The sequence below is a fragment of the Janthinobacterium sp. BJB304 genome, assembly GCF_002735765.1.
Taxonomy (GTDB): Bacteria; Pseudomonadota; Gammaproteobacteria; order Burkholderiales; family Burkholderiaceae_D; genus Janthinobacterium.
In genome coordinates this window covers 170,061-193,863 of sequence record NZ_PDZN01000015.1, presented here as the reverse complement: position 1 = coordinate 193,863, position 23,803 = coordinate 170,061, and the positions used below count along the sequence as shown (strand labels likewise).

Genomic DNA, 23,803 nt, shown 5'->3' with positions numbered 1-23,803 from the left:
CCTGCTGGAAGCGGCCCGCCGCCTGGACCTGGCGCCGGAAGACTGCTGGTACGTGGGCGACGACCTGCGCGACATCCAGGCCGGCCGCGCCGCCGGCATGCGCACGGTCGCCTGCGCCTGGGGCTACTGCGGCCCCGTCGAGCCGCAGCACTGGAACGCCGACCATTTGCTCGATACGCCGCAAGCGTTGCTCGAGCTGGTGAGTACTGTGGTGAAGGCGGCGCAGGAGCGGCAGCTGGCGGCTTGATGGCTTGATACTGCATCTGCCTGGCCTTCTATCCATTACTGCGAATGCATCATGCAAGAGTGTGAAGATTGCGCTACAATGAAGGTTCTGTGGGGACGACCTGGTTTCGACGTGGGTTGCAAAGCAGCGCAGGGCATACCGAGGGCGGGCTACCTCGTAAATACAACCTGAAAAAACTTAACTGCAAACGATAACTCGTACGCACTGGCAGCTTAATCGCTGTTAGCTCTAGAACACCTCGTCCCTGGGGTGGGCCGTCAAAAGCTCTAGAGTCATTTACAGGGACTCGTCGTATGCTGGGTTACTTAGCGTCCGACTAAATAATAGGTAACTCGCTTGCCCATAACGTGCACATCCGTGCTGGCTGAGTTAAATTAAATGATAGTGCTAAGTATGTAGAACTGTCTGTGGAGTGCTTGCGGACGCGGGTTCGATTCCCGCCGTCTCCACCACTGAATAAATAAAAGGGCTTCCCCGTTTTGGCGGGGAGGCCCTTTTTATTTATTCCATGTATGCAGAGCGCGGGCAGCGCATCCGCGTCCGGTACGGGCGCGGGGGTTGTGCGGGGCCTTCGGCGAGCGCAGCTCGGCGCCGCAAAACCGGGTTGCGCTTGCAAGCGCAACCCTCTCCGATTCGTCTGACTGGCTTTTGCGCCGCAGGCGGTTTTTCCTAACAACAACCTTAGCTGTTCAGGCTGTGGGCGTATGCCGGGCCTGACCCTCGCTACTCCCCGCACACCGCCCCACCCACCGTTCCCCCAATACTCAAGCCCGTCGACAAATCAAACCCAAAATCACAGCGATAGCCATCCTTTGATCGATATCGGCACAGCAGCATGTCACGATTACGAATGCGTATTTGCGGATCGGCGCAGCCATCGCGCATATCCGGACCGATGGCTTCGAACAGGTCTTTTGCGGCGGTGCCCGTCAAGCGAAACGCGACTTTGGTATCGCCCGCAACCGGGGCCACGGCATCGTCGAGATATGCGCCATAGATCGCGTACGAACCTGAAAAATCCTTCTGTACAAACTGCCAGACGGCCCGGACCTGATGCGCCAGCAGCAAGCACAGCATAGTGGCAAGTATCAGACTGACGCGTTTCAGCATATGGCGCCGCCGATGCTGCGCCCGGTCAGCAGGTCAAAGCCGAAGTCGCAGTGATGGCCATCACGGGGATGGTAGGAGCAGCTCACTTCCGCCCGCTGGCGCAGGCGATATTCGCCATCCACGCCGCACGCGTTGCGCAAGTCGGGGCCCATCACATCAAATAGCTGTTTCGCCGCCTTGCCGTCGATCCAGAACGCGACGCGCTTGTCTTTCCTGGTCGGCGGCTGTGGATCGCTCAGGCTTCCGCCATAAATCGCATAGCGGCCTTTGAATGGCTGATAAGAAAATAGCCATTGGGGGGCGGATTGGGCCATGGCCGTAGCCAAAACAAAGAGAAGAAAAACAGCGAGAAGACGTTTCATGTCATCTGCCCGCTACTTGATCGTGACATGAAAATGGTCGTCGTGGCGTATCAGTGGTCTTATCCGGGGGATGGTGGGGTCATTAAAAAAGATAACCTGGACAAAGCTGAATTCAAAAAATATGCGGATCAGCTGTGCCGTTGCATCGCGGTCGTAGTACGTGTCAAACCTTGTTACAGCGCTCTCCATTTTGTCTTTGCGAAGCAATCGGACGTCGACGTCTGTTCCGCTTCGATGACCTTTATGTTCACTGTAGGGAGTTCCATCAGCCAGGCTGATATTCCCAAAACCAATTTTCCGGCTATCGATGCCCTGCCATTGATGTTCAACCAAGAATAGCAGCGAAAGCAACTTGGGATGAGCATACTGGCCAGCACCATTGGGCGGTGTTCCATAGGTGTAGTAACCCGCGCCTTCCGGCCTTTGCGGAAGATTAAAGTAGCCGCGTCTATCCATGGGCTGCAATTCCAGCATGCGCACTCCTGAATGTAAAACCTCAGCGCTCAGCTCAAAGCAAATGGCGCCAGGTGATGCTCCCGTACATCTCACGGAGCATGTCACGCGCCGATGTAGTTGGCAGAGCTCGCCCCTTCGCTCGCAAAAAAACATGCGCACATGACGATTTTTGCCGTTATGCATTTTCTGGGCATTGCGTAGAATCAAACATCCATACACTGATGGGATCGTTTTCGGGTGTTCCCGCTACTTGAAGCCAAGATATTGATGATGCGCAAAGGTGCGCCGCGCCACCTTGAAACTAAAAAACGTCCCCCCGCAAATACCCGATCGCCCTCCGATATTTCTCTATCCTCTCCAGATCCTTCTGCGTCGGCTCCCCTATCCTCGACAGATCGCTATTCTCAGCCAGATCAGCCAGTTTGACGGCCTTGCCGACCGGGTTCAAGGCCGCGCGGGCGATGAAATCTTCATACAACTCGCCTTCGATCTTGGTCACGGCGCGCACGCCGTCGATGACTTCCTGGGAAAATCCTTCGCGCGCCAGGTCATCGAAGGTGACTTTGCCATCGCTGTCTTCCACCACGTCATGCAGCACAGCGACGATTTGCTGGGCGCCGGGAGCGACGCGCAGCATCACGCGCAAGGGGTGAAAAATGTACGGCGCGCCGCCCTTGTCCGTCTGGCCGGCATGGGTGGCGGCGGCAATTTCAATGGCGCGCTCCAAGGTGCCGCGACTTGCATATTCACTCATGTTCACTCCTTTTCACTCCACATTGATTGATGTGTCCCTTGCGCGCCAGCCGCGGCGCTGCAAGTGGCACACGCTGGTGCACAGCAAGGCTGGCACCAATAAATTGAGAACCGGCACGAGCATCAGCAAGCACAACAGCAGGCCCAGGGCAACAATCGCCGGACGCTGTTCGCGGCGCAATGCCGCTTGCTGTTCCGCGCCAAGTACCTCTGCGGCCGCCGCTCCGTAGATCATCTGGACGTTCCAGGCCAGCAAGTACGCGATCAGCACGCACATGGCCCACACAGGGATCAGCAGGGAGAGCAGCAGCAACAGGCGCCGCCGTCAGGCGGGGCGCGCGGCGCATGCACCAGGCCGGCCGGCGCTTGCCACGTGGCATAGCGGCGCGCCACAACGGCCTTGGCGCGCTCCAGCAACAACCAGCGCAGCGGCACGCGCACCGTGCCGATGGCACCGACGACAAAGACCATCACATAGAAAAATGCAGCCAGCGCCAGCAGCGCCAGGGCGATCTGGCCGATCGACAGCAAGGCTTTGGCGGCGCTGCCCAGGCCGCCAGCGATATTGCCCATCTGCGTGACGGTGGCCGGCCCGTTGGCCAGTGCCCCGACGCCATTCATCACGCCCAGGCCCAGCAAGCCGGTAACGGACACCAGCGCCAGCATGGCGCTCAGCTCGACAAAAAAACGGCCGAAGCTGCTATACAGTCCCAGCCACAGCGCCACGACCGCCACGCACCACAGCGCGAAACGCCACCACAGCCCCGCATGGCGGGCATCGCGCAGTCCCAGGCCGACGCAGGTGAAGGGTTCCCCCAGGCCAGCAGCCAGGTTTGCAATGTTGGTGTCACCTTCGGGCGTACTCCGCAATGAAGAGGCGGATACGTCGATCCGGATGTTGCCGATTGTACATGGACGAGGCTGGCGCACGCGCCGCCGAGAGCAAGGAACAAACCTGGCTCCGGCTTGCCATTGTTTGCGATCCCGCAATTCCAGGCGGAAAGAAATGCGAAACAATACCAACTCCCCCACCGTTGCGCCTAGCGGAGTCGACCATGCTTGAAGTTCAACCCAGAGACAAGCGCGGGTTTTTCATCCTGCCCCAGGCTCCGGAAGACGCAGGGTATTACGTCTATGGCACCCCGGGCAGGGGCGCGGGCAAGTACGCGCATCCAAACATGATGATGGCCCTCCTGTATGTGGAACGCGAATGGCAAGCGGTCGATGCAGTGTGCGCAGGGTGCTGTTTAACGATACCGGCATTCCATTCGTGACACCATTCAAAAATCACGACCATCATTTCCATCTGGAACTGAGAGCCTGATATGAAAAAACTGTGGGCTGTGGCCTTCGGCGCCATCACCGTATTCTCGCTGGCCTATGCAGGCGGCAGCAGCGACTGGGGCGAATACAAACAGTTCAAAGGGGCTTATCTGATTTATTCGAATACCTTGGGCGAGCAACAGCCGCCCACACCGCATGACAGCAAGATTTCTTTCATGGTCACGGGGGCCGTTGCCAGGGACATGTTTGACTCGATGGCTCCGGATTCGAAAGAGCGCTGCAGTTTGGAGAAAGGCTATCGGCAGCGCGACAAGGAAAATGTTTCCTGTCTCCGGGATCATGACGGCTATAGGTGTCACTTCGGCTTTAACTTGCGCAGTGGCAAAAGCATTGCTGGATCGATTTGCTAGATCGCGTGGGGTGACCGGAGCCTTAGCCCAGCCAATCCTGCACGACTTCCAGTCCCTGCAAGCGTACTCCAGAATGAAGAGGCGGATACGTCGATCCGGATGTTGCCGATTGTATATGGACAAGGCTGGCGCACGCGCAGCGCAGGGCAAACCCGACGCAGCGCCATCAGCCTTCAACAATGGCTATCGAAACGCCAAAGCCGTCGCAGCCTGATCGGCATGATCGCAAGCTGACGCATGGCAGACCCGGTTTCTCCCCGCTGCCTTGGCCTTGTACAGTGCCTTATCCGCGAGTTCAACCAGCTCGACCGCCTGGTTTTTCAGGTACGTCGGCATCAACGCCGCCACACCGACGCTGGCCGTCACCACGCCAAGAGGATTGCCACGATGCTCGATTCCCAGCGATTGCACAGCCTGGCGGACGTCTTCCGCCACCGTCAAGGCACCCGGCAAATCCGTCCCCGGCAATAAAATGACCATTTCCTCGCCGCCATAGCGCGCCGCAAGGTCGCCCGGCCGGCGCATGCTGTAAGCCACCACCTTGCCGAGTTTTCTCAGGCACTCGTCGCCGGCCACATGGCCATAGATATCGTTGTATTGCTTGAAGAAGTCGACATCGATCAACACCAGTCCAAGTGAGCTATTTTCACGCTGCGCACGGCTGAACTCGGCAAGCAGCGACTGGTCGAAGTGGCGCCGGTTCGCCAGCCCCGTCAACCCATCCTGATTGGCAAGGCGGGCCAGGGTTTCATTGATCAATTCCAGCTCGTTGCGCGCTTCAAGCAGTCCCGCCTCGCTTTTCACCCGCAAATCGATCAGCCGCACCACGCGGTATCCGATAAACGCGATCAGCAATACCAGCACCCCGCCCACGGCGTTTTGTATCACGGTATCGAGGCGCCATGCAGCGAGGACTTCATCCTGTGACAATGCGGCAGAGACCACCAGCGGATATTCTTCGACTCTTCGATAGCTGTTGATGCGCGTCACGCCATCGACTCTCGACTTGATCACGGCCGTGCCTACGGGACTTTTCGGTAAATAATCATGAAATAAGGGAAACTGCGAAAGATCGCGCCCCAGCATGCTTTCATCGAATGGCCTGCGCAATAAAAGAATGCCTTTTCCATTCGCGATGAAAATGGCGCCTTTTTCTCCTATTGAAAAACGTTCGTAAAACTGCCTGAAATAATGCATATCGATGGTCGCCAGCGCCACGCCGCCGAAGCTGCCGTCAGGCAAATTGATACGCCGCGATACCGTGACTATCCAGTCCCCCGTCGATTTGCTGCGCACGGGCGGGCCGACATAAGGCCCCCGATCATCATGCGTTCGATGGTAGTTGAAATAATCTCGATCGGAATTGTTCAGATTGCTCAACAAGGTTTTCTGAGAGTTCACGAGCCAGCTGCCATCCCTGGCATAGACGAAGATGCCGTGCAGCTGCCGCAGCTCGGCTACGCGGGTGACCAGCAATTTATGGATACGGGCCAGTTCAAGGTCGGAAACACCGTCCGCCTCCACCCTTTCCACCAGGCCAACCAGCACCGTATCGGCCTCCTTGATGGTGTCATAAGCATGCTGGGCAACAGATTGCGCCAGATTGGCGCTTTCTCGGGCCGCTTCATTCAATTGCACCTCGCGTGCACGCAAGGTCATCCATAACTGGGTCGCCAGGAGAGACAGGCATACGAGCACGACAAATGAGATCGCCAGCGGCAGCAAGGAAAATCCCCGGAAGCCCGCTCCCAACAATCGTGGCGGCAAGCTGCGTGACCTGGTCATGGATACACTCCCGGTTTGATATCCGGCAAAGTGTGCACGAAATAGGCAGCGACATACTCACACTTGGTAACAAACATGATATAAAAAAGTCACCATGACACTTGCTGGGCCACGTCTCCCCTCGGCCATGGCATCGGTGAGTGCTATATCGGAGAGCACTGATGCATACTCGGCTTGCATGCTGCGCCATGGCGCTCGCTGTATTCTTACCTTCCCAAGCCGCGGACAAGCCGCCGGCATGGACTGGTGAACCACGCCCCTTGCGGGGTGACTATCAGATCTATGGCGGAACGCTGTCCGAAATGCTGCCGCCCACGCGAAACGACCGGAAAGTGGCAATCATGGTCAAAGGGGAATTGGCACGGGAACTGTTTGCCCAGCTCGGCCCCGATGTGAAACAGGAACAGGCGTGCAGCACCTCAGCAGACTACCGGGAGCGGCGCAGGGGGGACATTAGCTGCGTTCATACAAAAGAGGCGGGATACGCATGCTATTTCGGACTCGATTTACGTACGGGAAAAGGGATGTATGGAGCGATCTGCTAGCCTGGACGCCGTCCGGCACCGTTAAAACCAGAGGCCGCCTCATTCTACCGGCGCACAGCCTGCCGGATGCTTCTGCCTGAGCGACTCTGCCTGCATACGGCACCCGGAGCAGAACCCAATCCCCCATCCCTCACCGCAACAGCGTACACTGACTCCTCTTCCATCAACACATCGGTCCACAGTGAAATTATCGCGCTTTATTACCGGCCATCTGGAGCCGATCCTGGAAGAGTGGGAACTTTTCGCCAGGTCGCTTCCTATTCCGGGCAATGCCATTTCGAAGGCCGAATTGCGCGATCATGCGAAACAGATGCTGGAAACCATCGTGCGCGACATGGATGTCATCGAAAGCGCGGCGCAGAGAAAAAAGAAATCGACCACGGGCGTGTCGGAAATCACGGGCAAGGAGACGGCAGCCGCCACGCATGGCTCGCTGCGCCAGCAGATCGGCTTCACGCTGCCGCAGCTGACGGCGGAATTTCGCGCGATGCGGGCCAGCGTCCTGCGCCTGTGGATGGCACAGGTGTCGGTGACGACGAAAACGGCGACGCAAGACATCTTGCGCTTCAATGAAGCGATAGACCAGGCGCTGCAGGAATCGGCCATACGCTATTCGCAGCAGAGCGACCGGACCCGCAATACCTTTCTCGCCATCCTCAGCCACGATCTGCGCAGTCCGCTGAGCACAATGACGATGGCCGGTGCGCTGCTGAGCAGGCCAAGCGCGAGCTCTTCTTCCACGGTACAGATCGGTGCGCGGGTCGCCCGCAGCGCAGCGACCATGACAACCATGGTGAACGATCTGCTGGAATTCGCCAGGACACAGCTGGGGGGACGCATGCCCATTTCACCCACCTTGGGCGATCTGGGGGAAATCTGCAAGACGGCCGTCGAAGATGCCTCGGCCGCCCACCCGCAGTGCAAATTCGAGCTGAGCACCACGGGCGAGATGATCGGCGACTTCGATGCGGCCCGCCTGGCCCAGCTGTTTTCCAATTTGCTCAATAATGCCGCGCAATATCGCACCGACGACCAGCCGGTGACCATCACGGCCTGCGGCGATGCCGATACGGCCGTGGTGCAGGTGAAAAATTTCGGCCACCAGATCCCGGAAAGCTCGCTGAAGAGCATTTTCGATCCCCTGGTGCAGCTGGCCATTTCCGACGATCACAAGGCACCCAACGCCACCAGTATCGGCCTGGGTCTGTTTATCGCGCGTGAAATCGCCAGCGCACACGGCGGCACCATCGGCGCCGAGTCGAGCCTGGAATCCGGCACGGTATTTACCGTGCGCCTGCCCAGGGTGGCGCTGAATGGCAGAGGGAACGGCGGCTAGGGACTATCCCGGCAGAAAGCGGCATCCCACCGGGACAGGCTCGCCTCACCTGCGGCTGAGCGGCACATACTCGCCCGGCAAGCTGGCCGCTTCCAGCGCATCGGCAAAGGCCAGCAGGAACTTCGCCGGGCCATGTTCCGACACCAGCAGCGATGCGCCCTTGTGGCGCAGCAGTTTCAGCACTTCCTGCTGGTGCGCCTGGTATTCCTGCGAATGGCCGTAGAAGGTCTGATACATCTCCAGCGTTTCCATGGCTTTCGCGGCCAGGATGAATTCGGGTTTGTCCATGATGTCTCCTCGTTGTCATTGCTGCCAAAAACACGAAAAAAACCTGCAAGATGTGCGCCCCATGCCCGTCGCACTGCCTTGCGGCAACCACATCCGTATTTCCATCATACGCCTCAAGCCAGCCATTGCGCCGTCCTGTCGTGCATCTTTTTCTCTCCCGCCCGTCCGGCGCCATCGCTACGGTGTACACGCTAGCGCCATGTGCCCGCGCATGGCATCATGCGCGTTGCCCATTCCTAATAACGACATATGGACCAATATCACTTCCTCGTAGGCGAATTCAAGAAAAATAGCCCCTTTATTCCCGCCACGACCAGCGCGCAGTTGTTCGCCTGGTTCGAGCACATCGGCGAATCCGTCGAGCGCTACGGCAACAAGCGCGGCAAGATCGTCAAGTACTCACAGCGCAATTACGAGAAGATGCTGTTCGCGCCAGAGACCAACGGCATCGGCCTGCTTTCGCCGCGTATCGTGCCGCCCGACGAAGCTGACGAGGCCGTCAACTGCGACGCGCAAGCCATGTATTCATCGGGCTCGGAGCTGGTTCTGTCCATCCGCGCCAGCAAGCTTGCGCTGGCGCCGCTGTTCGACGGTGCGCGGGCCATACCCGGCCTGTTTGACCATTGCGAGTATCTGTACTGCTACGCTGAAACGCAGGGCTATGGCACCGGTTACGCACTCGGCTACCGGCAGGTCGACGAGGCCCACCCGATGACCTTTGGCACGCCTTGCCCCGCAAATAACTGGGCCGCCATCAAGCGGCGCGGGTTGCAAGATGCGCACCTGCGCGATGTCTATCCCATCAACGGTTTCACGCCAGCCAGGCTGGATGCGCTGCCGCCCGGGCGCCGGCAAGCGCTGCGCGCTGCGATGCAAGCTCATGGCCGCTGCGAAGACCATGCCGGCTGGATCTTCTGGTACCTGCAGCCCGGAGAACTGGAAGCGGCCCGCGCCGCACTGAACGCACACGCCATGCTGGGCGCCTACATCAGCCACCGAAGCTCATGAGCACACATTTATCGCTGCACTGTTATCTGCAGGACGAGGCCGCAGAACGGCCCCTGCCCTGTTCCGACGTGACCATCCAGGCCGACCCGGCCACCTTGCGCGCCATTGCCCATTTTCTGCTGGCCAGCGCGGACACCTTTGATCAGGCGCAAGACCGGGCCGGCATGCACGCGCACCTGCAGGATGCATGGGATGGCTGGCAGGACAATTTCCCCGACCTCGTCGTCGTGGCGGCATAGACTGGCGCCCCGCCTGGCGCGCGTCGGGTAACATACGCCACCCTTGCCATATAGAGAACCTTGATGCCCGATTTTCGAACCGTCCTGCCGTCGCTGCGCGCCGCCGTGCTGGCCGCAGCGCTGGCCAGCCTGTCCGCCTGCGCCAGCCAGCCCGCGCACGAGGCACTGTTCCTCGCCACCACTTTCACGCCCGCGCATTCCTTTACCAAGGGCATCGAAGGCCCGGCCGTGGATGCGGATGGCAATATCTATGCCGTCAACTTTGCGCGCCAGCAGACCATCGGCAAGGTCAGCCCCGGCGGCACGGGCGAGGTGTACCTGACCCTGCCCGGCACCAGCATCGCCAACGGCATCCGCTTCGGCAGCCGCGGCCAGATGTATTTGGCCGACTACATGGAGCACACGATTTACCTGGTCAACCCGGCCACGCGCGCGCTGACCATCCACGCGCGCGAGCCGCGCATGACGCAGCCGAACGACATCGCCATCACGGCCGACGACGTGCTGTATGCGAGCGACCCGAACTGGAAGGAAAACACGGGCCGCGTGTGGCGCATCGCAGCCGACGGCACGGTGACACTGGCGCTCGACACCATGGGCACGGCCAACGGCATCGAAGTGAGCCCCGACGGCAAGATTTTGTATGTGAATGAAAGCGTGCAGCGCAATATCTGGATGTACGACATCGCCGCGGACGGCAGCCTGAGCGGCAAGCGATTGCTGATCAAGTTCGACGATTTCGGCATGGACGGCATGCGCGTGGACGTCGACGGCAACCTTTACGTGACGCGTTACGGCAAGGGCACGGTGGTGAAATTGTCGCCGCAAGGGCGCATCCTGCGCGAGATCAGCGTGCCCGGCGCCAAGCCCAGCAACATCACCTTCGGCGGCCCCGATGGCCGCACGGCCTACGTGACGGAAGTGGTGCAGGGCCGCTTGCTGCAATTCCGCGTCGACCGCCCGGGCCTCGAATGGCAGCGGGCGCAGGAGCGCCGCAAGGCCGAATAGCAAGCCACGTGGTGCTGGCAGCGCATGGCGCGATGTCGGCTTACGCGCTTGCGCGCCAAGCCGACCTACTCTACGCCACGATGCATGCGCAGGCCGGGTAGGCCAGGTAGGTCGGCTTAGCCGGAACGGCGTAAGCCGACGAACCAAATAGCAAGCCGACATGGTCCTGGCTGCGCATGACGCGATGCATGCGCACGCCCGGTAGGTCGGCTTAGCCGGAACGGCGTAAGCCGACGAACCAAGTAGCAAGCCGACGTGGTCCCGCCATGCCACGATTGCTCAAGGAATTGAAGCAGCGCCTGACGATCGGCTGAGGCTCAATATAAAACGTTCTTCGCTTCCGGCAGATCGACATTGGCCTTGGTGACGATCACCACGCCCGTGTTGACGAAGGGCGCGACCTTCTTGCCCTCGATCAGGCTGACCAGGGTTTTCACACCCAGCGCGCCCATCGAGTACGAACCCTGCACGGCGGTCGCATACAGGGTGCCGTCCTTGACGAAGTTTTTCAGGTCTTCATTGCCGTCGAAGCCCACGGCGATCACCTTGCCTGCCTTGCCCGCCTGCGCGATGGCGCGGCCCATGCCCACGGCCGTCGGCTCGTTGGCGCCGAAGATGCCCTTCAAGTCCGGATTCGAGGCCAGCACGTCGGTCGTCTGGTTCAGCGCCGTGGCCATCTGCGACTGCGAGTAATACGTGCCGACGATCTGCAGCTGCGAGTTCTTTTCGATATAGCGCTTGAAGCCGCCCACCCTGCCCGTCTCGGAACCGGCGCCCGCCACGTACGACATCACGGCGATCTTGCCCGTCTTGCCGACCTGCGAAATGAGGGCCTTGGCGCTTTGCTCGCCGGCTGCTTCATTGTCGGTCGACAGGAAGGACTGGTAATAGCGCTTGCCGCTGTCGGCCACCAGCGAATCGATCAGCACCACGGGAATCTTCGCTTCCCACGCCTTCTTCAGGGCCGGCACCAGCGCGTCCGGGTCCGACGCGGCCAGCACGATGCCGGCCACCTTGCGCGTGACGGCGTTTTCCACCATGCTGACCTGGTCGGCAATGGCCGATTCCGAGGCAGGCCCCTGGAAGGTCAGGCTGTAGCCCTTGGCATCGGCGGCGCTGGCCGTGGCGCCCTTCCTGACGTTTTGCCAGTAGTTGGAATTGGTCGTCTTGACGATCACTGCGATCTCGCCCGGGGCGGCGAAGGCAGCGCTGGCGCTCAGGGCAGAGGCTGCGGTCAACAGACCGAGCAAGACGGTGTTGAAGGCTTTGAAGGTGTTCATTGTCGTCCTCATTTAATTATAGATTTGGTGGATTGACTTCATGGCGTACTGCTTGCTGCATCAGGCGCGGTTGCGCTTCTGATCGATCCAGACGGTCAGCAGGATGACCAGTCCGATAATGATTTGCTGGATAAAGCTCGATACCCCGTTCATGTTCAAGCCGTTGCGCAGGATGCCGATGACGAAGGAACCGATGACGGTGCCGGAGATGGTGCCGATGCCGCCGATCAGCGAGGCGCCGCCGATCACGGCGCTGGCGATCGCATCGAGTTCATACATCACGCCTTCGTTCGGCTGCGCCGTCACCAGGCGCGACATCAGCACGCAACCCGTCAGGCCCGACAAGGCGCCGGACAGGGTATACACCAGCAGGGTCACGCGGCCCACCTTCACGCCCGACAGACGCGCCGCTTCCGCATTCGAGCCAACGGCATAGATATGCCGGCCGAAGGTGGTGCGGCTGAGCATGATGGACACGGCCACGGCGATCACCACCATCAGCACCACGGGATACGGAATGCCGGGAAACACGACTTCGGGAAACGTGCCGCCCGTGTCGCGCTCGATGCGCCACAGCACGCCGTTGCCCAGTTCGCCGAACGACTCGCCCAGACCGGAAATGGCGCGCGCGCCCGTCACCTGCAGCGCCAGGCCCCGTGCGATCAGCATCATGCCGAGCGTGGCGATAAAGGGCGGCAGTTTCAATTGCGTGATGCAAAAGCCGTTGACGGCGCCGCACATGGCGCCCACCACGACGCCGCCCAGCATGGCGGCCGGCACGGGCACGCCGCTTTTCACCAGCAGCGCGGCGGCCACGCCGGCCAGCGCCAGCACGGAGCCGGAACTGAGGTCGATGCCGCCCGTGATGATGACGCAGGTGGCGGCTATGCCCAGGTAGGCGATCGACGTGACTTGCAAGGCCACGCTCATGCCGTTGCTGACGGAGAAAAAGGCGTTGCTGGTCAGGGAAAACACCAGCAGCAACAGCGACAGGCTGCCCAGCGCGGCGAATTTTTGGATCAGTTCTTTATTCATTTTTTTTAAGCTTTCTGTTTTTAGTGGACTGCCGCCTGGCCAGGGATTGGAGCGACGACGCGCCCCGACGCCAGCTGCATGATCTCTTCCTGCGACGACTCGCGCGTATTGACGATGCCGCTGATGCGCCCTTCATGGAACACGGCCACGCGGTCCGTCATGCCCATGATCTCGGGCAGCTCGGACGTGATCAGCACCACGCCGATGCCTTCCGACGCGAGCTTGTCGAGCAGCTGATAGATGGCGAACTTGGCCCCCACGTCGATGCCGCGCGTGGGTTCGTCGAAGAAGATGATTTTCGATTCGCGGTACAGCCATTTGCTGATGACGATCTTTTGCTGATTGCCGCCCGAGAGGTTGCGCGCGACCTGTTTCGAGGTCGGCGTCTTGATGCCCAGCGCCGCGATATACTGCTGCGCCACCGCCTCTTCCCTGGCGAAATCGATGAAGCCGAATCGGTTGGCCAGCGCCGATACATTCGTCAGGGTCAGGTTGGCCGCCACCGACATGCGGATCGCCAGGCCGTGGCTCTTGCGGTCTTCCGACAGGTAGGCGATACCGTGTCCGATGGCGTCGATGGGGCTGGTGATCGTCACCGCCACGTCGCCCAGGTGGATCGCGCCGCCGGTGAGCGGATCGGCGCCGAAGATGGCGCGCGCCACTTCCGTGCGGCCCGCGCCCATCAGGCCGGAAAAGCCGAGGATCTCGCCGCGCCGCAAGTCAAAGCTCAGCGGGCCGAATATATCCTTGCGGTGCAAATCGCTCACGCGCAGCAGCACTTCAGCCGTCGGCGTCGAGACGCGGTCGGGAAATTTTTCATCGAGGGTGCGGCCCACCATCCTGGCCACGATGGCATCCAGGGTGGTGCTGGCAAAATCGTCGGTGCAGACGAATTTCCCGTCGCGCAGCACCGTCACTCTGTCGATGATGTGCTGCATCTCTTCCAGGCGGTGCGAGATGTACACGACGCTCACGCCGTTGCGCTTGAGTTCATTGATGATATCGAACAGCTGGCCCGTCTCGCTTTCCGTCAGCGAGGACGTGGGCTCGTCCATGATCAGCACTTCCGTATTGAGCGACAGCGCCTTGGCGATTTCCACCATCTGCTGCTGGGCGCAGGACAGATTCTTCACCAGCTGGCGCGGGTCGATGCGCAGTTTTAAACGGTCCAGCAGCGCCTGCGCATCGGCACGCATCTTCTTGCGGTCGATGAAAATGCCGCGCACCGGTTCGCGCGCCAGGAAAATATTCTCCGCCACGCTCAGGTGCGGGATCAGGTTCAGTTCCTGGTGGATGATGGCGATGCCGGCCGCCTCCGCATCCACGCTGCTGGCAAAGCTGCACACCTTGCCCTTGTAGACCAGTTCCCCCTCGTCGGCCTGGTACACGCCGCTCATCACCTTCATCAGGGTGGACTTGCCGGCGCCGTTTTCGCCGCACAGCGCATGGGCCTCGCCCTTGCGCAGGCTGAAACTGACGTTGTCCAGGGCCAGCACGCCGGGAAAGCGCTTGCTGACCTTGTTCAAGGCCAGTATCTCTTCAGATTGATTCATGGTGTGTCTCCTCCACTCCACTGCCATAGGCCGGCGCGCCGATGTCTGAGCATCTTGGCGGCGCGCCGGTCTGCTACTCGTTTTGCTACTCGTTTAACTGTCGATCAGTTGCGGATTCCACGCATGCACGGCCTGGTTCTGCTCACCGAGGCCGTCGATCCCCAGGCGCATGGTGTCGCCCGGCTTCAAATACACGGCCGACGGTTTCTGCCCCATGCCCACGCCCGGTGGCGTGCCGGTGCTGATGATGTCGCCCGGGTACAAGGTCATGAAGCGGCTGATATAGCTGACCAGATTCGCCACGCCGAAGACCATCGTTTGGGTATTGCCGTCCTGGACGCGCTTGCCGTTCACTTCCAGCCACAGGCCCAGGTTTTGCGGGTCCGCCACTTCGTCAGCGGTCACCAGCCAGGGGCCGATCGGGCCGAAGGTATCGCAGCCCTTGCCCTTGTCCCACTGGCCGCCGCGCTCCAATTGGTATTCGCGTTCGGACAAATCGTTCACCACGCAGTAGCCGGCCACGTGCGACAGCGCCTCCGCTTCGCTCACATAGCGCGCAGTGGTGCCGATTACCACGCCCAGCTCCACTTCCCAGTCGCTTTTCTTCGAGTCCTGCGGCATCACCACGGCATCGTTGGCGCCGATGATGGCGCTGGTGGCCTTCATGAACAGCACCGGCTCAGCCGGCACGGCCATGCCCGATTCAGCCGCATGGTCGGCATAGTTCAGGCCCACGCATAAAAACTTGCCCACGCCCTGCCACGGCGGCGCGATGCGGCCGGGGTTGGCCACCACCGGCAGGCTGGCGATGCCGATGGCGGCCAGGGCCGCCAGGCCATCCTTGCCCAGGGTCGCGGCCGTAATATCGGGCAGCACGCCGGACAGGTCGCGCACGGCGCCGTCAGCATCGATCAAGGCAGGTTTTTCAGCGCCCTTGGCGCCATAACGCATCAGTTTCATGATTAAACTTTCAAGTAAATATCAAACAACATAAAAAGTTCGGTAGCAATCAGGCCCGCGCCTTCACGACACCCGACAAAACCGTAGCGAGCGGAAGCGAGATGTGGCCGAGAAGCGCAGCTGTACGAATGTACAGTGAGCATCGCAAGCCGCATATCGCGACGCGCAGTAGGTTTGGTCGGGTGTCCTTAGTTAGACCAGCCGCCGTCAATGACGTGGACCATGCCGGTGGTAAAAGCGGATTCGTCGGAAGCCAGATACACGGCCAGGGCGGCGATTTCCTCTGCCCTGCCCACTCTGCCCATCGGCTGCCGGGCCACGAAAGCGGCTTGCACTTCATCGACACTCACGCCCGTCGCTGCCGCCTGCGCGGCAATGCGTTCCTTCAGCGAGGGCGACTCGATGGTACCGGGACAGATCGCATTGCAGCGGATGCCGCGCGTGACGAAATCGGCGGCCACCGCCTTGGTCATGCCCACCACGGCCGCCTTCGAGGTGCCGTAGATAAAACGGTTCGGCGCGCCCTTCACGCTCGACGCCACCGACGACATATTGACGATGGAGCCGGCGCCCCTGGCCAGCATCCCGGGCAGCACGGCGCGCATCAGCCGGTACATGGAACGGGCGTTGATGTCGAAGGAACGGTCCCAGGCAGCATCGTCGCAATCGAGGATGGTGCCGCCATCGACGAAGCCGGCGCAGTTGAAGAGGATATCGACGGGGCCGATCTCGCCGGCCAGCGCGGTGATCGCCGCGCCATCGGTCACGTCGAGCAGGCGGATGGCGCAGCCCGTCGCTTCCTTCAGCGCGTCGAGCTGGGCCTGGTTGATATCGGTGGCGATCACGGTCGCGCCTTCGCGCACGAACGCTTCGGCCGTGGCCCGGCCGATGCCCTGGCCGGCGGCGGTGAGCAGGGCGATTTTTCCTTGTAGTCTGGCGGTCATGTTATCTCCTTTTATTTTTTTAACCCAACACCTTAAGTGCTGGGGTCAGACCCGGCGGGTCTGACCCCGGATTCTTGCTAAGCAAAGTAGAAAACCTGCTCCATCATCGCCCAGTGCTCGCCCTCGGCGCGCGAAGCCAGCGGCAGCTGGCAGGGGGCGCAAAAGGTCCACCAGCGCTGCGTTTCCGGGTCGGCGGCGATGGCCGCCATGTCGGCTTCAAAATCCTCGCCGTGGTACTCCCAGTAACCGAACAACAGGTTTTCCGGCTCGCGCAAAAAGATCGAATAATTGCCGACATGCGCCGCCGTCAGCTTGGCCAGCACCTGCGGCCAGACGGCGGCGTGCAGGGTCTTGTATTCCGCGATGCGGTCCGGCGCGATGCCGATGACCATGCCCATTCTTTGCATTTCAGCTCCTCTTTGTTGGCTTACGCCGGCCAGGGCCGGCTAAGCCAACCTACAGTTGGCATCGAGGTGTTTCGTAGGTCGGCTTAGCCGGAACGGCGTAAGCCGACAAGCCAGCCACCTCATTTAAGCCCATAAAAGCGGCATGCATTAAGGCCGAAAATATCGTCCCTGTCCTGCTGCCCCAAGTGCGACAGCAGCGCTTCGCTCGCCAGCAGCCAGGCCGCATAGCCGCCGGCCAGGTCGACTACCGGCCAGTCGCTGCCCCAGATCACGCGCCGGGGGCCGAACACGTCGAGCACATGCGCCACATACGGCTGCAAATCGTCGACGCGCCAGCCGGGCCGCGCTTCCGTCACCAGCCCGGACAGCTTGCAGTGCACGTTCGGCAGCGCGGCCAGCTGCGCCATGTCTTCGCGCCAGTGGCCAAATTCAGCTTCGGCGATCGGCGGTTTGGCCGCATGGTCGATCACGACGGGGAGCGCTGGATAATCACGCGCGCATTGCAGCAGCGCGGGCAAATGGCGCGGCAGCACCAGCGCGTCCAGCCGCAAGCCGTGTGCCGCCATGGCCGTCAACGCCGGCGTGAGCGCGGAATCGGCGATCCATGCATCGTCGTCGAGGTCCTGCAGCATCGGGCGCAGGCCTTTGAGCTTGCCGTGCGACGCCAGACGGGCAATCGCCGCCGGTGCGTCTTTGGCCAACAAGTCGGTCCAACCCACGACGGCACGGATAAAGCTGGTCTTTTCCGCCAGCGCCAGCAGGTAATCGGTATCGGCGGACGACGGCAGCGACTGCACCAGCACCGTTCCAGCGATGCCATATTCGGCCAGCAGAGGCGCCAGATCGGCGGGCGCGAAATCGCGGTGGATGGCGGCCAAGGATGGCGGCGGCCAGCTGCCGCCGCGCGCGGCCAGTTGCCAGAAGTGCTGGTGGGCGTCGATGCGCATCATGCGGCTCCCTTGGGCACCGGTGCGCGCGCATCGATCAGGCCAGCTTCCTGCAATGCCGTCCACAAGGCGTCCGGCAAGGGCGTGGCGAACCAGTCGAGATTTTGCCGCAGCTGCGCCAGGTCCTGGCCGCCCGGGATGCAGGAAACGACGGCCGGATGGGCGAGCGGAAACTGCAGGGCGGCGGCCTGCAGCGGCACGTTGAATGCGCGGCAGATGGCGTCCAGGCGCGCCACGCGCTGGAGTATCGCGGCCGGCGCATCGGCGTAATTGAATTTGCCGTTCCCGGCCAGCACGCCCGAGTTGAACGGGCCGCCGATCACGATGGCGTTGCCGCGTTCCACGCACAGGTCCAGCAATGGCGACAGCGAAGCCTGTTCCAGCAAGGTATAGCGGCCGGCCAGCAGGGTGCAGTCGAGGTCGAATTCCGCCATCGCCCGCAGCACGATCTCGCATTCGTTGACGCCGAGGCCCACGGCCTTCACCTGGCCGCTGGCGCGCAGCTGGTCCAGCGCGCGAAAGCCGCCGCCAGTCAGCTGGCGCCAGTATTGCTGCTCGCGTTCGCCATGCGTGGCCTTGCCGATATCGTGCACGAACAGGATATCGATGCGCTCGAGCCCCAATCGCTGCAGGCTGTCGTCGTGCGAACGCAGCACGCCGTCATACGTGTAGTCGTAATGGGGGCGGAACGGCAGCGGCGCGGCAAAGCCGTCGTCGCCGGGGCGCACGCAGGGGTCGGGCCGCATCAGCCGTCCTGCCTTGGTGCTGATCACGAACTCGTTGCGGGGCCGCTCGCGCAGCGCCGCGCCGAGACGGTGTTCGGACTGGGTATAGCCATAGAACGGCGCCGTGTCGAAGAAGCGCACGCCGGCGTCCCACGCGCCATCGAGGGTGGCGCGCGCCTGCGCGTCGCTGACCGGCTGGTACAGGCCGCCGAGCGGCGCGCAGCCCATGCCGATGCAGGGCAGCGACAGGCCGCCACGCGGCAAGCTGCGCAATTGTGTGACATCCATGAACCCGGTCCTCAAGCAGCGCGCAAGGGGAAGCAGCCTGGCCCCACCGCGTCGAATTGTTTATAGGTCAGCACGAACTCCTGGTGGCCCAGGTCTTCCGAGCGGCTCAGTTCTCCGTTGGCCACGTTCAGCACGGCGGCGACGATCTCGGCGCCCACCTCTTCCAAGGTGGCTGCGCCCGTGAGGATCTTGCCGGCGTTGATATCCATGTCGTCGGCCAGGCGCTCGAAGGTTTGCGGATTGGCGCACACCTTGATGACGGGCGAAATCGCCGAGCCCACCACGGAGCCGCGTCCGGTCGTGAACAAGGTGATGTGGGCGCCGCAGGAAATAAGCTCGACGATTTCCGCGTTGTCCGACACGTTCGGGAAACCGAAGCGCGGCTCGCCATCCGGTACCACGTCGAGCAGGTACAGGCCGCCGCCGGCCGGCTGGTCGCCCGGCTTCAGAATGCCGACGATGGGCGAGGACCCGCTCTTGGCGTAGGCGCCCAGCGACTTTTCTTCCTGCGTGGTCAGGCCGCCATCGGCGTTCCCCGGCGAGAAGCTGCCATGGCCCATGATGGTGTAGTAGCGCGCGGCCTTGGCCACGGTGTCGACGATGGCGTTGCCCAGCTCCGGGCTGACGGCGCGCCGCTGCATGTGGTATTCGCAGCCCACCAGTTCGCCCGTCTCCTCGAAGATGCAGGGGCTGCCGGCCGCGATCAGCGTGTCAAAGGCCACGCCGACGGCCGGGTTGGCGCTGATGCCGCTGGTGCTGTCGGAGCCGCCGCAGATGGTGGCGACGACCAGTTCCTCGATCCCCATCGGCACGCGCTCCTGCCGCGCCAGGTGATCGAGAGCCCAGCCTATCCATTCGACGCCGCTGCTCACGCTGGGGCGCGTGCCGCTGTTTTCCTGGATGGTGATCGTGTGCACGGGACGGTCGCTGTCGGCCACGGCGCTGGAGAGGCCATATTTATTGAAGCCTTCGCAGCCCAGGGAGACCAGCAGCACGGCGCCCACGTTCGGGTGCGTCAGCAGGCGGCGCATCACCTGGTCCGCGTATTCGTTGGGGAAGCAGCCCGTAAAGCCGATCAGGTGCACGGGCTGGCCGGGAAAGGCGTTGACCATCAGGCGCGCCACGTGGTGCGCGCATTCGACCATATAGGCCACCACCACGATATTGCGGATGCCCTTGCGGCCATCGGCGCGCAGGTAGCCCGACAGGGCGTGTGTCGTTGCGGGAGCGTTCATGCTTGGTCGTCCTTGTTCAGGAAATGGTGGCCGTCCTGGCCCAGGGTAAACGTGGGGATGTAGTCGCTTGCCAGGTTGTGCGTGTGGATATGTTCGCCGATGGCGACGGGAGCCGTGATGCTGCCGATCAGGGCGCCGTAGCGCAGCACCTTGTCGCCCACGGCCAGCGCGCGGCGCGCCACCTTGTGGCCGATCTGGATGTCTTGCGCCAGAGTGACGGGCAGTCCATCGATGGCGACGACGTCGCCGCAGGCCAATGCTGTCCTGGCGATCAGGCAGTTATCCTCGGACGACATCAGGAGCAGGCTGGCAGGCCGGGAAGCGAGGCTCATGGCGCACCCTCCCCGGCAAAGGCGGCTAGGCGCCTGGCTGGCTCAGTTTTTCGCGCGTGCCTATCGAGGACAGCATGGTGCGGCGCGAGGAATCGAGGTGCGAACGCATGCACTCGAGCGCCTTCGGTATGTCGTGCTCCGCCAGCGCATGCAGGATCGCCAGGTGCTCCTGCACCGCGTACTGGTTGCGGCCCTTTTCCTCGCCCTTGTCCCACTGGTAGTGATAGTGGAAGACAAACGAGACGATATCGTAGAAGCCCTGCGCGAAGCGGTTGTTCAAGAGGCCAATCAAAAAGGTGTGGAACTCGCGGTCCAGCGCCGGAAAGGCATTGTGGCGCGTGTCTATTCTGGCCGCCAGCTTCTCGTGCTGTTTGATCAGCCGCGCCAGTTCCGCATACGCCGGGTCGCCATGCGGCAAGTGCGCAAACTGCTCCACGGCCGCCATCTCGAACATGCGCCGCATGTCCGCCAGTTCGGTGGCGAACGAGCGGTCGAACGCGCACAGGCGCCAGCCGCCGCGCGGCTTCTTTTCGATCAGGCCGAAGCGCGAAAAGCCGATCAGAAATTCGCGCACGCTGACGGTACTGGCGCCCGCTTCGCGCGCCAGTTCCGCTTCCGAAAATTCCGCGCCGGGCGGCATGTCGCGCTGGTACACGCGCTCCATCAGCACTTGCTGGATGCGCTCGGCCCCCGACTGCAATTCGGAGATGTCGAAGTAGTCGCCCGGTATGGGTTTGCGCAGCAGGCGCCGGTCCGCCGGGCTGGCGATCAGCCGCCGCGTCGACAGGTAGGCGATCGCGCTGCGGACCGCCGTGCGGCTGCCCTGGCAGATGGTGGTCAGGAACTGCTCCGTCGGCAGCATCTCGCCCACTGCGACATTCTCGGCGAGAAATTGCAACAGCAGATTGGTACTGCGCTTGAAGACGGTGGCGGGTTTGGACATGGATGAATGAACGCGCTATGCCAGCGAAAGGGAAAGTGGATGAGTGGGCCATTTTAGTCGATATCGGATTGGATCGGCATGCCGAAAAAGAAACAACTGCGGTGGCGGGGGCGTTCATGGCTGCGCTCCCGGCGCCAGCATGGCGCGCAGGCGCGGCTGCCCCAGCGCGGGACAGAGCTGCCGCGCCAGCGCCGCCACGGGCGCCACGCGGCGCGCGATCTTGCCGGCGTGGTGCTGGGCGATGTCGGCCAGGCGGTGCGCGAGGAAGGGATTGCAAAAGCGTTCCCTGACCTGCGCCACGTAGGCCAGCGCGGCGTCGCCGTGCGGCGCCCCCATGGCGGCAAATACGGGCAGCACTTCCTCCTGCCACAGGGCTTCCAGCCCGGCGCGCATGGCGCCATCGTCCATCGCTTCGCGCACCGTCATGCCGGCCGGGCTGCCCCGCTCCATCCACAGTTGCGCCAGGTAGGTGTGACCGAGGTTGAGCAAAAACAGCTTGCGCTGTTCATACTCGCGCAGGCTGTTTGTGAGCACCACTTGCCGGTGGCGGCACGGCAGCAGCATGCCTTCCTGCGCCTCGATGGCCCACAGCGCATAGGGCTCGGCCACGGCGCCTACCGGTTCGATCGATTCCGAAACGATGCGGTCGACCAGGGAATTGATCCACAGGCAGCCCGTTTCCAGGTAGCCGATGAACGCGGCATCGCAGCGCCACTGCCGCGCCAATGTCACGATCACCTGGCGCAGTACATGACCGTTGTCGGCCACCAGTTCGCACGGAAAAATCGAGAGGGGCGCAGCGCCGGCCAGGAAGCGCCCGTGCAGCAGCACCAGCAGCTTGGCGGGAAAGCTGGCGGGGACGGTATCGCCGTCGAGCATGCCGGCGTGGTCGCCGTCATCGAGCTGGTAGCCCGTATCGCCCGTATTCGACAAGATCACGCGCGCGGCCACGGCCGCATCGCGCACCTGCCGCCAGTCGCTGCCCGCTTGCCACGCCTGCGTGACGGCGTGGGCGCGGCGCTCTTCATCGACTTGGGCGCCGCCCTGCCAGCCGCGGATGCGCACGGGATAGCCGCCGGGCCGGCGAAACGCCGCCACCCTCGCCGCGCCCTGCGCGCTGCCGGTCGTTTGCACGATGGTGATATGGCCCAGCGCCTCGCCCAGGCTGGCCGCTTCGCTGACGAACAGGTCGGCGTGCGCCTGCAGGAAGCGGCTGGTGCCAAATTGAAGTATGGGGTTGAGATCGCTCATCTCAGACCTCGACGATGGCCTTGATGACGCCCGCCTCGGGCTGCATCCAGCGATCGAGCACGCCCGTAAATTCGTCGAGCGTGGTGCGGTGGGTATTGAGCAGTGCCGTTGGCACGAGTCCCGCCTGCATGGCCGCCACCACGTCCTCGAAATCGTCGACGGTGGCATTGCGGCTGCCCAGCAAGGTCGTTTCGCGCTTGTGGAATTCAGGGTCGGAAAAGGACAGGCGGTCGCGCACGATCGATACCAGCACATAGGAGCCGCCGTGGGCGACGAAATCGAGGCCCCGCTCCATGGCGGCGATATTGCCGGTGGCGTCAAACACCACGTCGAAGAATTCGCCGCCTGTGGCGTCCGACAGCAGCTCCTTGTCGCCGTCGCCCAGCTGCACCGTGCGGGCGATGCCCAGCGCGTCGCGGCAAAACCGCAGGCGGTCGGCGCGGCCGTCGAGCACCGTCACGTCGGCGCCCTTCAACGATGCGAACAGCATCACGGCCATGCCGATCGGGCCGGCGCCCACCACCAGCACGCGCTTGGCCGCATCGACCGCGCCGCGCTTGACGGCATGCGCGCCGATGGCGAGAAATTCGATCATGGCCGCGTCATCGAGCGAGATGCCTTCCGTCTTGAAGACGAAGCGCTCGGGCAGCGCCAGGTATTCGGTCATGCCGCCGTCGCGGTGCACGCCCAGCACTTCGATGCGGGTGCAGCAGTTGGTCTTGCCCTGGCGGCAGGCCACGCAAGTACCGCAGGACAGGTAGGGCATCACGTAGACCTGGTCGCCCACGGCCAGGCGCGAGCCGGCCGGCGCGCCGTGGATATGGCCGGACAATTCATGGCCCATCACGCGCGGATAGCTGAGGAAAGGCTGGGTGCCGCGGAAGATGTGCATGTCGGTGCCGCAGATGCCGACGCGGCGTATGCGCAGCAGCACTTCGCCCTCGGCGGGCACGGGCACGGGGCGCTGCTCCATGCGCAAACTGCCGGGCGTATCGCAAACGATGCTTTTCATCATGGTCGTCTCTCTCGCCGTCCGGATCTTGCCGGCGGCATATTATATTTAACGTACAAA

At 62.3% G+C, this 23,803-nt stretch carries 29 protein-coding genes and 1 other RNA gene; 9 read left to right on the top strand and 21 right to left on the bottom strand.

Annotated elements, in window-relative coordinates; all coding sequences use genetic code 11:
* Window positions 1-247, top strand: a 247-nt coding sequence (locus CSQ95_RS18855) for an HAD family hydrolase (RefSeq protein ID WP_143450008.1), incomplete at its 5' end; no start/stop codon positions are given.
* A gap of 91 nt (window positions 248-338) precedes the next feature.
* Window positions 339-699: a transfer-messenger RNA gene (gene ssrA / locus CSQ95_RS18850) on the top strand.
* A gap of 271 nt (window positions 700-970) precedes the next feature.
* Here ssrA and CSQ95_RS18845 read toward each other — a convergent pair.
* The 6 genes from CSQ95_RS18845 to CSQ95_RS18820 all read right to left on the bottom strand — a co-directional run bounded on the left by CSQ95_RS18845 (window position 971) and on the right by CSQ95_RS18820 (window position 3,798).
* Window positions 971-1,357, bottom strand: a complete 387-nt coding sequence (locus CSQ95_RS18845; RefSeq protein WP_083287169.1) for a hypothetical protein — start codon at window positions 1,355-1,357, stop codon at window positions 971-973.
* A complete protein-coding gene (locus tag CSQ95_RS18840) occupies window positions 1,351-1,719 on the bottom strand; it encodes a hypothetical protein (RefSeq protein WP_070221774.1) in 369 nt (122 codons plus the stop codon). Before CSQ95_RS18840 ends, CSQ95_RS18845 begins: the two co-directional genes overlap by 7 nt.
* 12 nt (window positions 1,720-1,731) lie before the next feature.
* Window positions 1,732-2,193 carry a penicillin-insensitive murein endopeptidase gene (locus CSQ95_RS18835; protein WP_099410609.1) on the bottom strand — a complete coding sequence of 154 codons (462 nt, stop codon included), beginning with the start codon at window positions 2,191-2,193 and terminating at the stop codon, window positions 1,732-1,734.
* Between the two features lie 283 nt (window positions 2,194-2,476).
* Window positions 2,477-2,929, bottom strand: a complete 453-nt coding sequence (locus tag CSQ95_RS18830) for an HD domain-containing protein (RefSeq protein ID WP_099410608.1) — start codon at window positions 2,927-2,929, stop codon at window positions 2,477-2,479.
* 12 nt (window positions 2,930-2,941) lie between these two features.
* A complete protein-coding gene (locus CSQ95_RS18825) occupies window positions 2,942-3,241 on the bottom strand; it encodes an EI24 domain-containing protein (protein WP_070221777.1) in 300 nt (99 codons plus the stop codon).
* Window positions 3,220-3,798, bottom strand: a complete 579-nt coding sequence (locus tag CSQ95_RS18820) for a hypothetical protein (RefSeq protein WP_099410607.1) — start codon at window positions 3,796-3,798, stop codon at window positions 3,220-3,222. Before CSQ95_RS18820 ends, CSQ95_RS18825 begins: the two co-directional genes overlap by 22 nt.
* 185 nt (window positions 3,799-3,983) lie before the next feature.
* Between CSQ95_RS18820 and CSQ95_RS29200 the strand changes: the two genes are divergently transcribed.
* Window positions 3,984-4,202, top strand: coding sequence for a hypothetical protein (locus tag CSQ95_RS29200; protein ID WP_143450006.1), 219 nt, complete (start codon window positions 3,984-3,986; stop codon window positions 4,200-4,202).
* Window positions 4,203-4,253: 51 nt separating this feature from the next.
* Window positions 4,254-4,622, top strand: a complete 369-nt coding sequence (locus tag CSQ95_RS18810; RefSeq protein WP_070221780.1) for a hypothetical protein — start codon at window positions 4,254-4,256, stop codon at window positions 4,620-4,622.
* Window positions 4,623-4,805: 183 nt separating this feature from the next.
* Here the strand turns inward: CSQ95_RS18810 and CSQ95_RS18805 are convergent, their stop codons facing one another.
* Window positions 4,806-6,407, bottom strand: a complete 1,602-nt coding sequence (locus CSQ95_RS18805; protein ID WP_099410605.1) for a sensor domain-containing diguanylate cyclase — start codon at window positions 6,405-6,407, stop codon at window positions 4,806-4,808.
* A gap of 188 nt (window positions 6,408-6,595) precedes the next feature.
* On the opposite strand from CSQ95_RS18805, the gene CSQ95_RS18800 reads away from it, so the two are divergent.
* Window positions 6,596-6,952, top strand: a complete 357-nt coding sequence (locus tag CSQ95_RS18800) for a hypothetical protein (RefSeq protein ID WP_070313726.1) — start codon at window positions 6,596-6,598, stop codon at window positions 6,950-6,952.
* Between the two features lie 181 nt (window positions 6,953-7,133).
* Window positions 7,134-8,288, top strand: coding sequence for a sensor histidine kinase KdpD (locus CSQ95_RS18795; RefSeq protein ID WP_099410604.1), 1,155 nt, complete (start codon window positions 7,134-7,136; stop codon window positions 8,286-8,288).
* A gap of 45 nt (window positions 8,289-8,333) precedes the next feature.
* Here CSQ95_RS18795 and CSQ95_RS18790 read toward each other — a convergent pair whose 3' ends face one another.
* Window positions 8,334-8,576, bottom strand: coding sequence for a hypothetical protein (locus tag CSQ95_RS18790; protein ID WP_070221783.1), 243 nt, complete (start codon window positions 8,574-8,576; stop codon window positions 8,334-8,336).
* Between the two features lie 249 nt (window positions 8,577-8,825).
* Here CSQ95_RS18790 and CSQ95_RS18785 point away from each other — a divergent pair, with 249 nt between their 5' ends.
* From CSQ95_RS18785 to CSQ95_RS18775, 3 genes are all read left to right on the top strand, one after another.
* Entirely contained in the window at window positions 8,826-9,584 is a 759-nt protein-coding gene (locus CSQ95_RS18785; RefSeq protein WP_070292074.1) for a hypothetical protein, read from the top strand.
* Window positions 9,581-9,823: a hypothetical protein gene (locus tag CSQ95_RS18780; protein WP_070292076.1), complete on the top strand. Its 243-nt coding sequence runs from the start codon at window positions 9,581-9,583 to the stop codon at window positions 9,821-9,823. The genes CSQ95_RS18785 and CSQ95_RS18780 overlap by 4 nt, the downstream gene beginning before the upstream one ends.
* A gap of 63 nt (window positions 9,824-9,886) precedes the next feature.
* Complete coding sequence (locus CSQ95_RS18775) at window positions 9,887-10,831, top strand: SMP-30/gluconolactonase/LRE family protein (protein WP_180279100.1); 945 nt, start codon at window positions 9,887-9,889, stop codon at window positions 10,829-10,831.
* Between the two features lie 317 nt (window positions 10,832-11,148).
* Here the strand turns inward: CSQ95_RS18775 and CSQ95_RS18770 are convergent, their stop codons facing one another.
* The 13 genes from CSQ95_RS18770 to CSQ95_RS18710 form a co-directional block, all read right to left on the bottom strand.
* Entirely contained in the window at window positions 11,149-12,111 is a 963-nt protein-coding gene (locus tag CSQ95_RS18770) for an ABC transporter substrate-binding protein (protein WP_070292077.1), read from the bottom strand.
* A 60-nt stretch (window positions 12,112-12,171) separates the two neighbouring features.
* Window positions 12,172-13,146: an ABC transporter permease gene (locus CSQ95_RS18765; RefSeq protein WP_092714916.1), complete on the bottom strand. Its 975-nt coding sequence runs from the start codon at window positions 13,144-13,146 to the stop codon at window positions 12,172-12,174.
* Between the two features lie 20 nt (window positions 13,147-13,166).
* Entirely contained in the window at window positions 13,167-14,726 is a 1,560-nt protein-coding gene (locus CSQ95_RS18760) for a sugar ABC transporter ATP-binding protein (RefSeq protein ID WP_099410603.1), read from the bottom strand.
* Window positions 14,727-14,792: 66 nt separating this feature from the next.
* Window positions 14,793-15,659: a fumarylacetoacetate hydrolase family protein gene (locus CSQ95_RS18755; protein WP_099410602.1), complete on the bottom strand. Its 867-nt coding sequence runs from the start codon at window positions 15,657-15,659 to the stop codon at window positions 14,793-14,795.
* 188 nt (window positions 15,660-15,847) lie between these two features.
* On the bottom strand, window positions 15,848-16,603 hold the full coding sequence (locus CSQ95_RS18750) for an SDR family oxidoreductase (RefSeq protein WP_099410601.1): 756 nt from the start codon (window positions 16,601-16,603) through the stop codon (window positions 15,848-15,850).
* A gap of 77 nt (window positions 16,604-16,680) precedes the next feature.
* Window positions 16,681-17,010 (bottom strand): L-rhamnose mutarotase, encoded by a 330-nt coding sequence (locus tag CSQ95_RS18745; protein WP_099410600.1) that lies wholly within the window; start codon window positions 17,008-17,010, stop codon window positions 16,681-16,683.
* A gap of 119 nt (window positions 17,011-17,129) precedes the next feature.
* Complete coding sequence (locus tag CSQ95_RS18740; RefSeq protein WP_218963619.1) at window positions 17,130-17,960, bottom strand: amidohydrolase; 831 nt, start codon at window positions 17,958-17,960, stop codon at window positions 17,130-17,132.
* Window positions 17,957-18,970, bottom strand: coding sequence for an aldo/keto reductase (locus CSQ95_RS18735; RefSeq protein ID WP_099410599.1), 1,014 nt, complete (start codon window positions 18,968-18,970; stop codon window positions 17,957-17,959). The genes CSQ95_RS18740 and CSQ95_RS18735 overlap by 4 nt, the downstream gene beginning before the upstream one ends.
* An 11-nt stretch (window positions 18,971-18,981) precedes the next feature.
* Window positions 18,982-20,205, bottom strand: a complete 1,224-nt coding sequence (locus tag CSQ95_RS18730; protein ID WP_099410598.1) for a UxaA family hydrolase — start codon at window positions 20,203-20,205, stop codon at window positions 18,982-18,984.
* Window positions 20,202-20,537: a UxaA family hydrolase gene (locus CSQ95_RS18725; RefSeq protein WP_099410597.1), complete on the bottom strand. Its 336-nt coding sequence runs from the start codon at window positions 20,535-20,537 to the stop codon at window positions 20,202-20,204. The genes CSQ95_RS18730 and CSQ95_RS18725 overlap by 4 nt, the downstream gene beginning before the upstream one ends.
* Before the next feature lie 25 nt (window positions 20,538-20,562).
* Window positions 20,563-21,480 carry a GntR family transcriptional regulator gene (locus tag CSQ95_RS18720; RefSeq protein ID WP_070313719.1) on the bottom strand — a complete coding sequence of 306 codons (918 nt, stop codon included), beginning with the start codon at window positions 21,478-21,480 and terminating at the stop codon, window positions 20,563-20,565.
* Window positions 21,481-21,594: 114 nt separating this feature from the next.
* On the bottom strand, window positions 21,595-22,731 hold the full coding sequence (locus CSQ95_RS18715) for a D-mannonate oxidoreductase (RefSeq protein WP_099410596.1): 1,137 nt from the start codon (window positions 22,729-22,731) through the stop codon (window positions 21,595-21,597).
* 1 nt (window position 22,732) lies between these two features.
* Window positions 22,733-23,743 (bottom strand): zinc-binding alcohol dehydrogenase family protein, encoded by a 1,011-nt coding sequence (locus CSQ95_RS18710; RefSeq protein WP_099410624.1) that lies wholly within the window; start codon window positions 23,741-23,743, stop codon window positions 22,733-22,735.
* Between the last annotated feature and the right edge of the window lie 60 nt (window positions 23,744-23,803).

What these genes read in the sequence shown, in the direction of transcription:
- CSQ95_RS18845 (WP_083287169.1), bottom strand. Translation starts at nt 1,357, where the DNA reads ATGCTGAAACGCGTCAGTCTGATACTTGCCACTATGCTGTGCTTGCTG.
- CSQ95_RS18840 (WP_070221774.1), bottom strand. Translation starts at nt 1,719, where the DNA reads ATGAAACGTCTTCTCGCTGTTTTTCTTCTCTTTGTTTTGGCTACGGCC.
- CSQ95_RS18835 (WP_099410609.1), bottom strand. Translation starts at nt 2,193, where the DNA reads ATGCTGGAATTGCAGCCCATGGATAGACGCGGCTACTTTAATCTTCCG.
- CSQ95_RS18830 (WP_099410608.1), bottom strand. Translation starts at nt 2,929, where the DNA reads ATGAGTGAATATGCAAGTCGCGGCACCTTGGAGCGCGCCATTGAAATT.
- CSQ95_RS29200 (WP_143450006.1), top strand. Translation starts at nt 3,984, where the DNA reads ATGCTTGAAGTTCAACCCAGAGACAAGCGCGGGTTTTTCATCCTGCCC.
- CSQ95_RS18810 (WP_070221780.1), top strand. Translation starts at nt 4,254, where the DNA reads ATGAAAAAACTGTGGGCTGTGGCCTTCGGCGCCATCACCGTATTCTCG.
- CSQ95_RS18805 (WP_099410605.1), bottom strand. Translation starts at nt 6,407, where the DNA reads ATGACCAGGTCACGCAGCTTGCCGCCACGATTGTTGGGAGCGGGCTTC.
- CSQ95_RS18800 (WP_070313726.1), top strand. Translation starts at nt 6,596, where the DNA reads ATGGCGCTCGCTGTATTCTTACCTTCCCAAGCCGCGGACAAGCCGCCG.
- CSQ95_RS18790 (WP_070221783.1), bottom strand. Translation starts at nt 8,576, where the DNA reads ATGGACAAACCCGAATTCATCCTGGCCGCGAAAGCCATGGAAACGCTG.
- CSQ95_RS18785 (WP_070292074.1), top strand. Translation starts at nt 8,826, where the DNA reads ATGGACCAATATCACTTCCTCGTAGGCGAATTCAAGAAAAATAGCCCC.
- CSQ95_RS18780 (WP_070292076.1), top strand. Translation starts at nt 9,581, where the DNA reads ATGAGCACACATTTATCGCTGCACTGTTATCTGCAGGACGAGGCCGCA.
- CSQ95_RS18775 (WP_180279100.1), top strand. Translation starts at nt 9,887, where the DNA reads ATGCCCGATTTTCGAACCGTCCTGCCGTCGCTGCGCGCCGCCGTGCTG.
- CSQ95_RS18770 (WP_070292077.1), bottom strand. Translation starts at nt 12,111, where the DNA reads ATGAACACCTTCAAAGCCTTCAACACCGTCTTGCTCGGTCTGTTGACC.
- CSQ95_RS18765 (WP_092714916.1), bottom strand. Translation starts at nt 13,146, where the DNA reads ATGAATAAAGAACTGATCCAAAAATTCGCCGCGCTGGGCAGCCTGTCG.
- CSQ95_RS18760 (WP_099410603.1), bottom strand. Translation starts at nt 14,726, where the DNA reads ATGGCAGTGGAGTGGAGGAGACACACCATGAATCAATCTGAAGAGATA.
- CSQ95_RS18755 (WP_099410602.1), bottom strand. Translation starts at nt 15,659, where the DNA reads ATGAAACTGATGCGTTATGGCGCCAAGGGCGCTGAAAAACCTGCCTTG.
- CSQ95_RS18750 (WP_099410601.1), bottom strand. Translation starts at nt 16,603, where the DNA reads ATGACCGCCAGACTACAAGGAAAAATCGCCCTGCTCACCGCCGCCGGC.
- CSQ95_RS18745 (WP_099410600.1), bottom strand. Translation starts at nt 17,010, where the DNA reads ATGCAAAGAATGGGCATGGTCATCGGCATCGCGCCGGACCGCATCGCG.
- CSQ95_RS18740 (WP_218963619.1), bottom strand. Translation starts at nt 17,960, where the DNA reads ATGATGCGCATCGACGCCCACCAGCACTTCTGGCAACTGGCCGCGCGC.
- CSQ95_RS18735 (WP_099410599.1), bottom strand. Translation starts at nt 18,970, where the DNA reads ATGGATGTCACACAATTGCGCAGCTTGCCGCGTGGCGGCCTGTCGCTG.
- CSQ95_RS18730 (WP_099410598.1), bottom strand. Translation starts at nt 20,205, where the DNA reads ATGAACGCTCCCGCAACGACACACGCCCTGTCGGGCTACCTGCGCGCC.
- CSQ95_RS18725 (WP_099410597.1), bottom strand. Translation starts at nt 20,537, where the DNA reads ATGAGCCTCGCTTCCCGGCCTGCCAGCCTGCTCCTGATGTCGTCCGAG.
- CSQ95_RS18720 (WP_070313719.1), bottom strand. Translation starts at nt 21,480, where the DNA reads ATGTCCAAACCCGCCACCGTCTTCAAGCGCAGTACCAATCTGCTGTTG.
- CSQ95_RS18715 (WP_099410596.1), bottom strand. Translation starts at nt 22,731, where the DNA reads ATGAGCGATCTCAACCCCATACTTCAATTTGGCACCAGCCGCTTCCTG.
- CSQ95_RS18710 (WP_099410624.1), bottom strand. Translation starts at nt 23,743, where the DNA reads ATGAAAAGCATCGTTTGCGATACGCCCGGCAGTTTGCGCATGGAGCAG.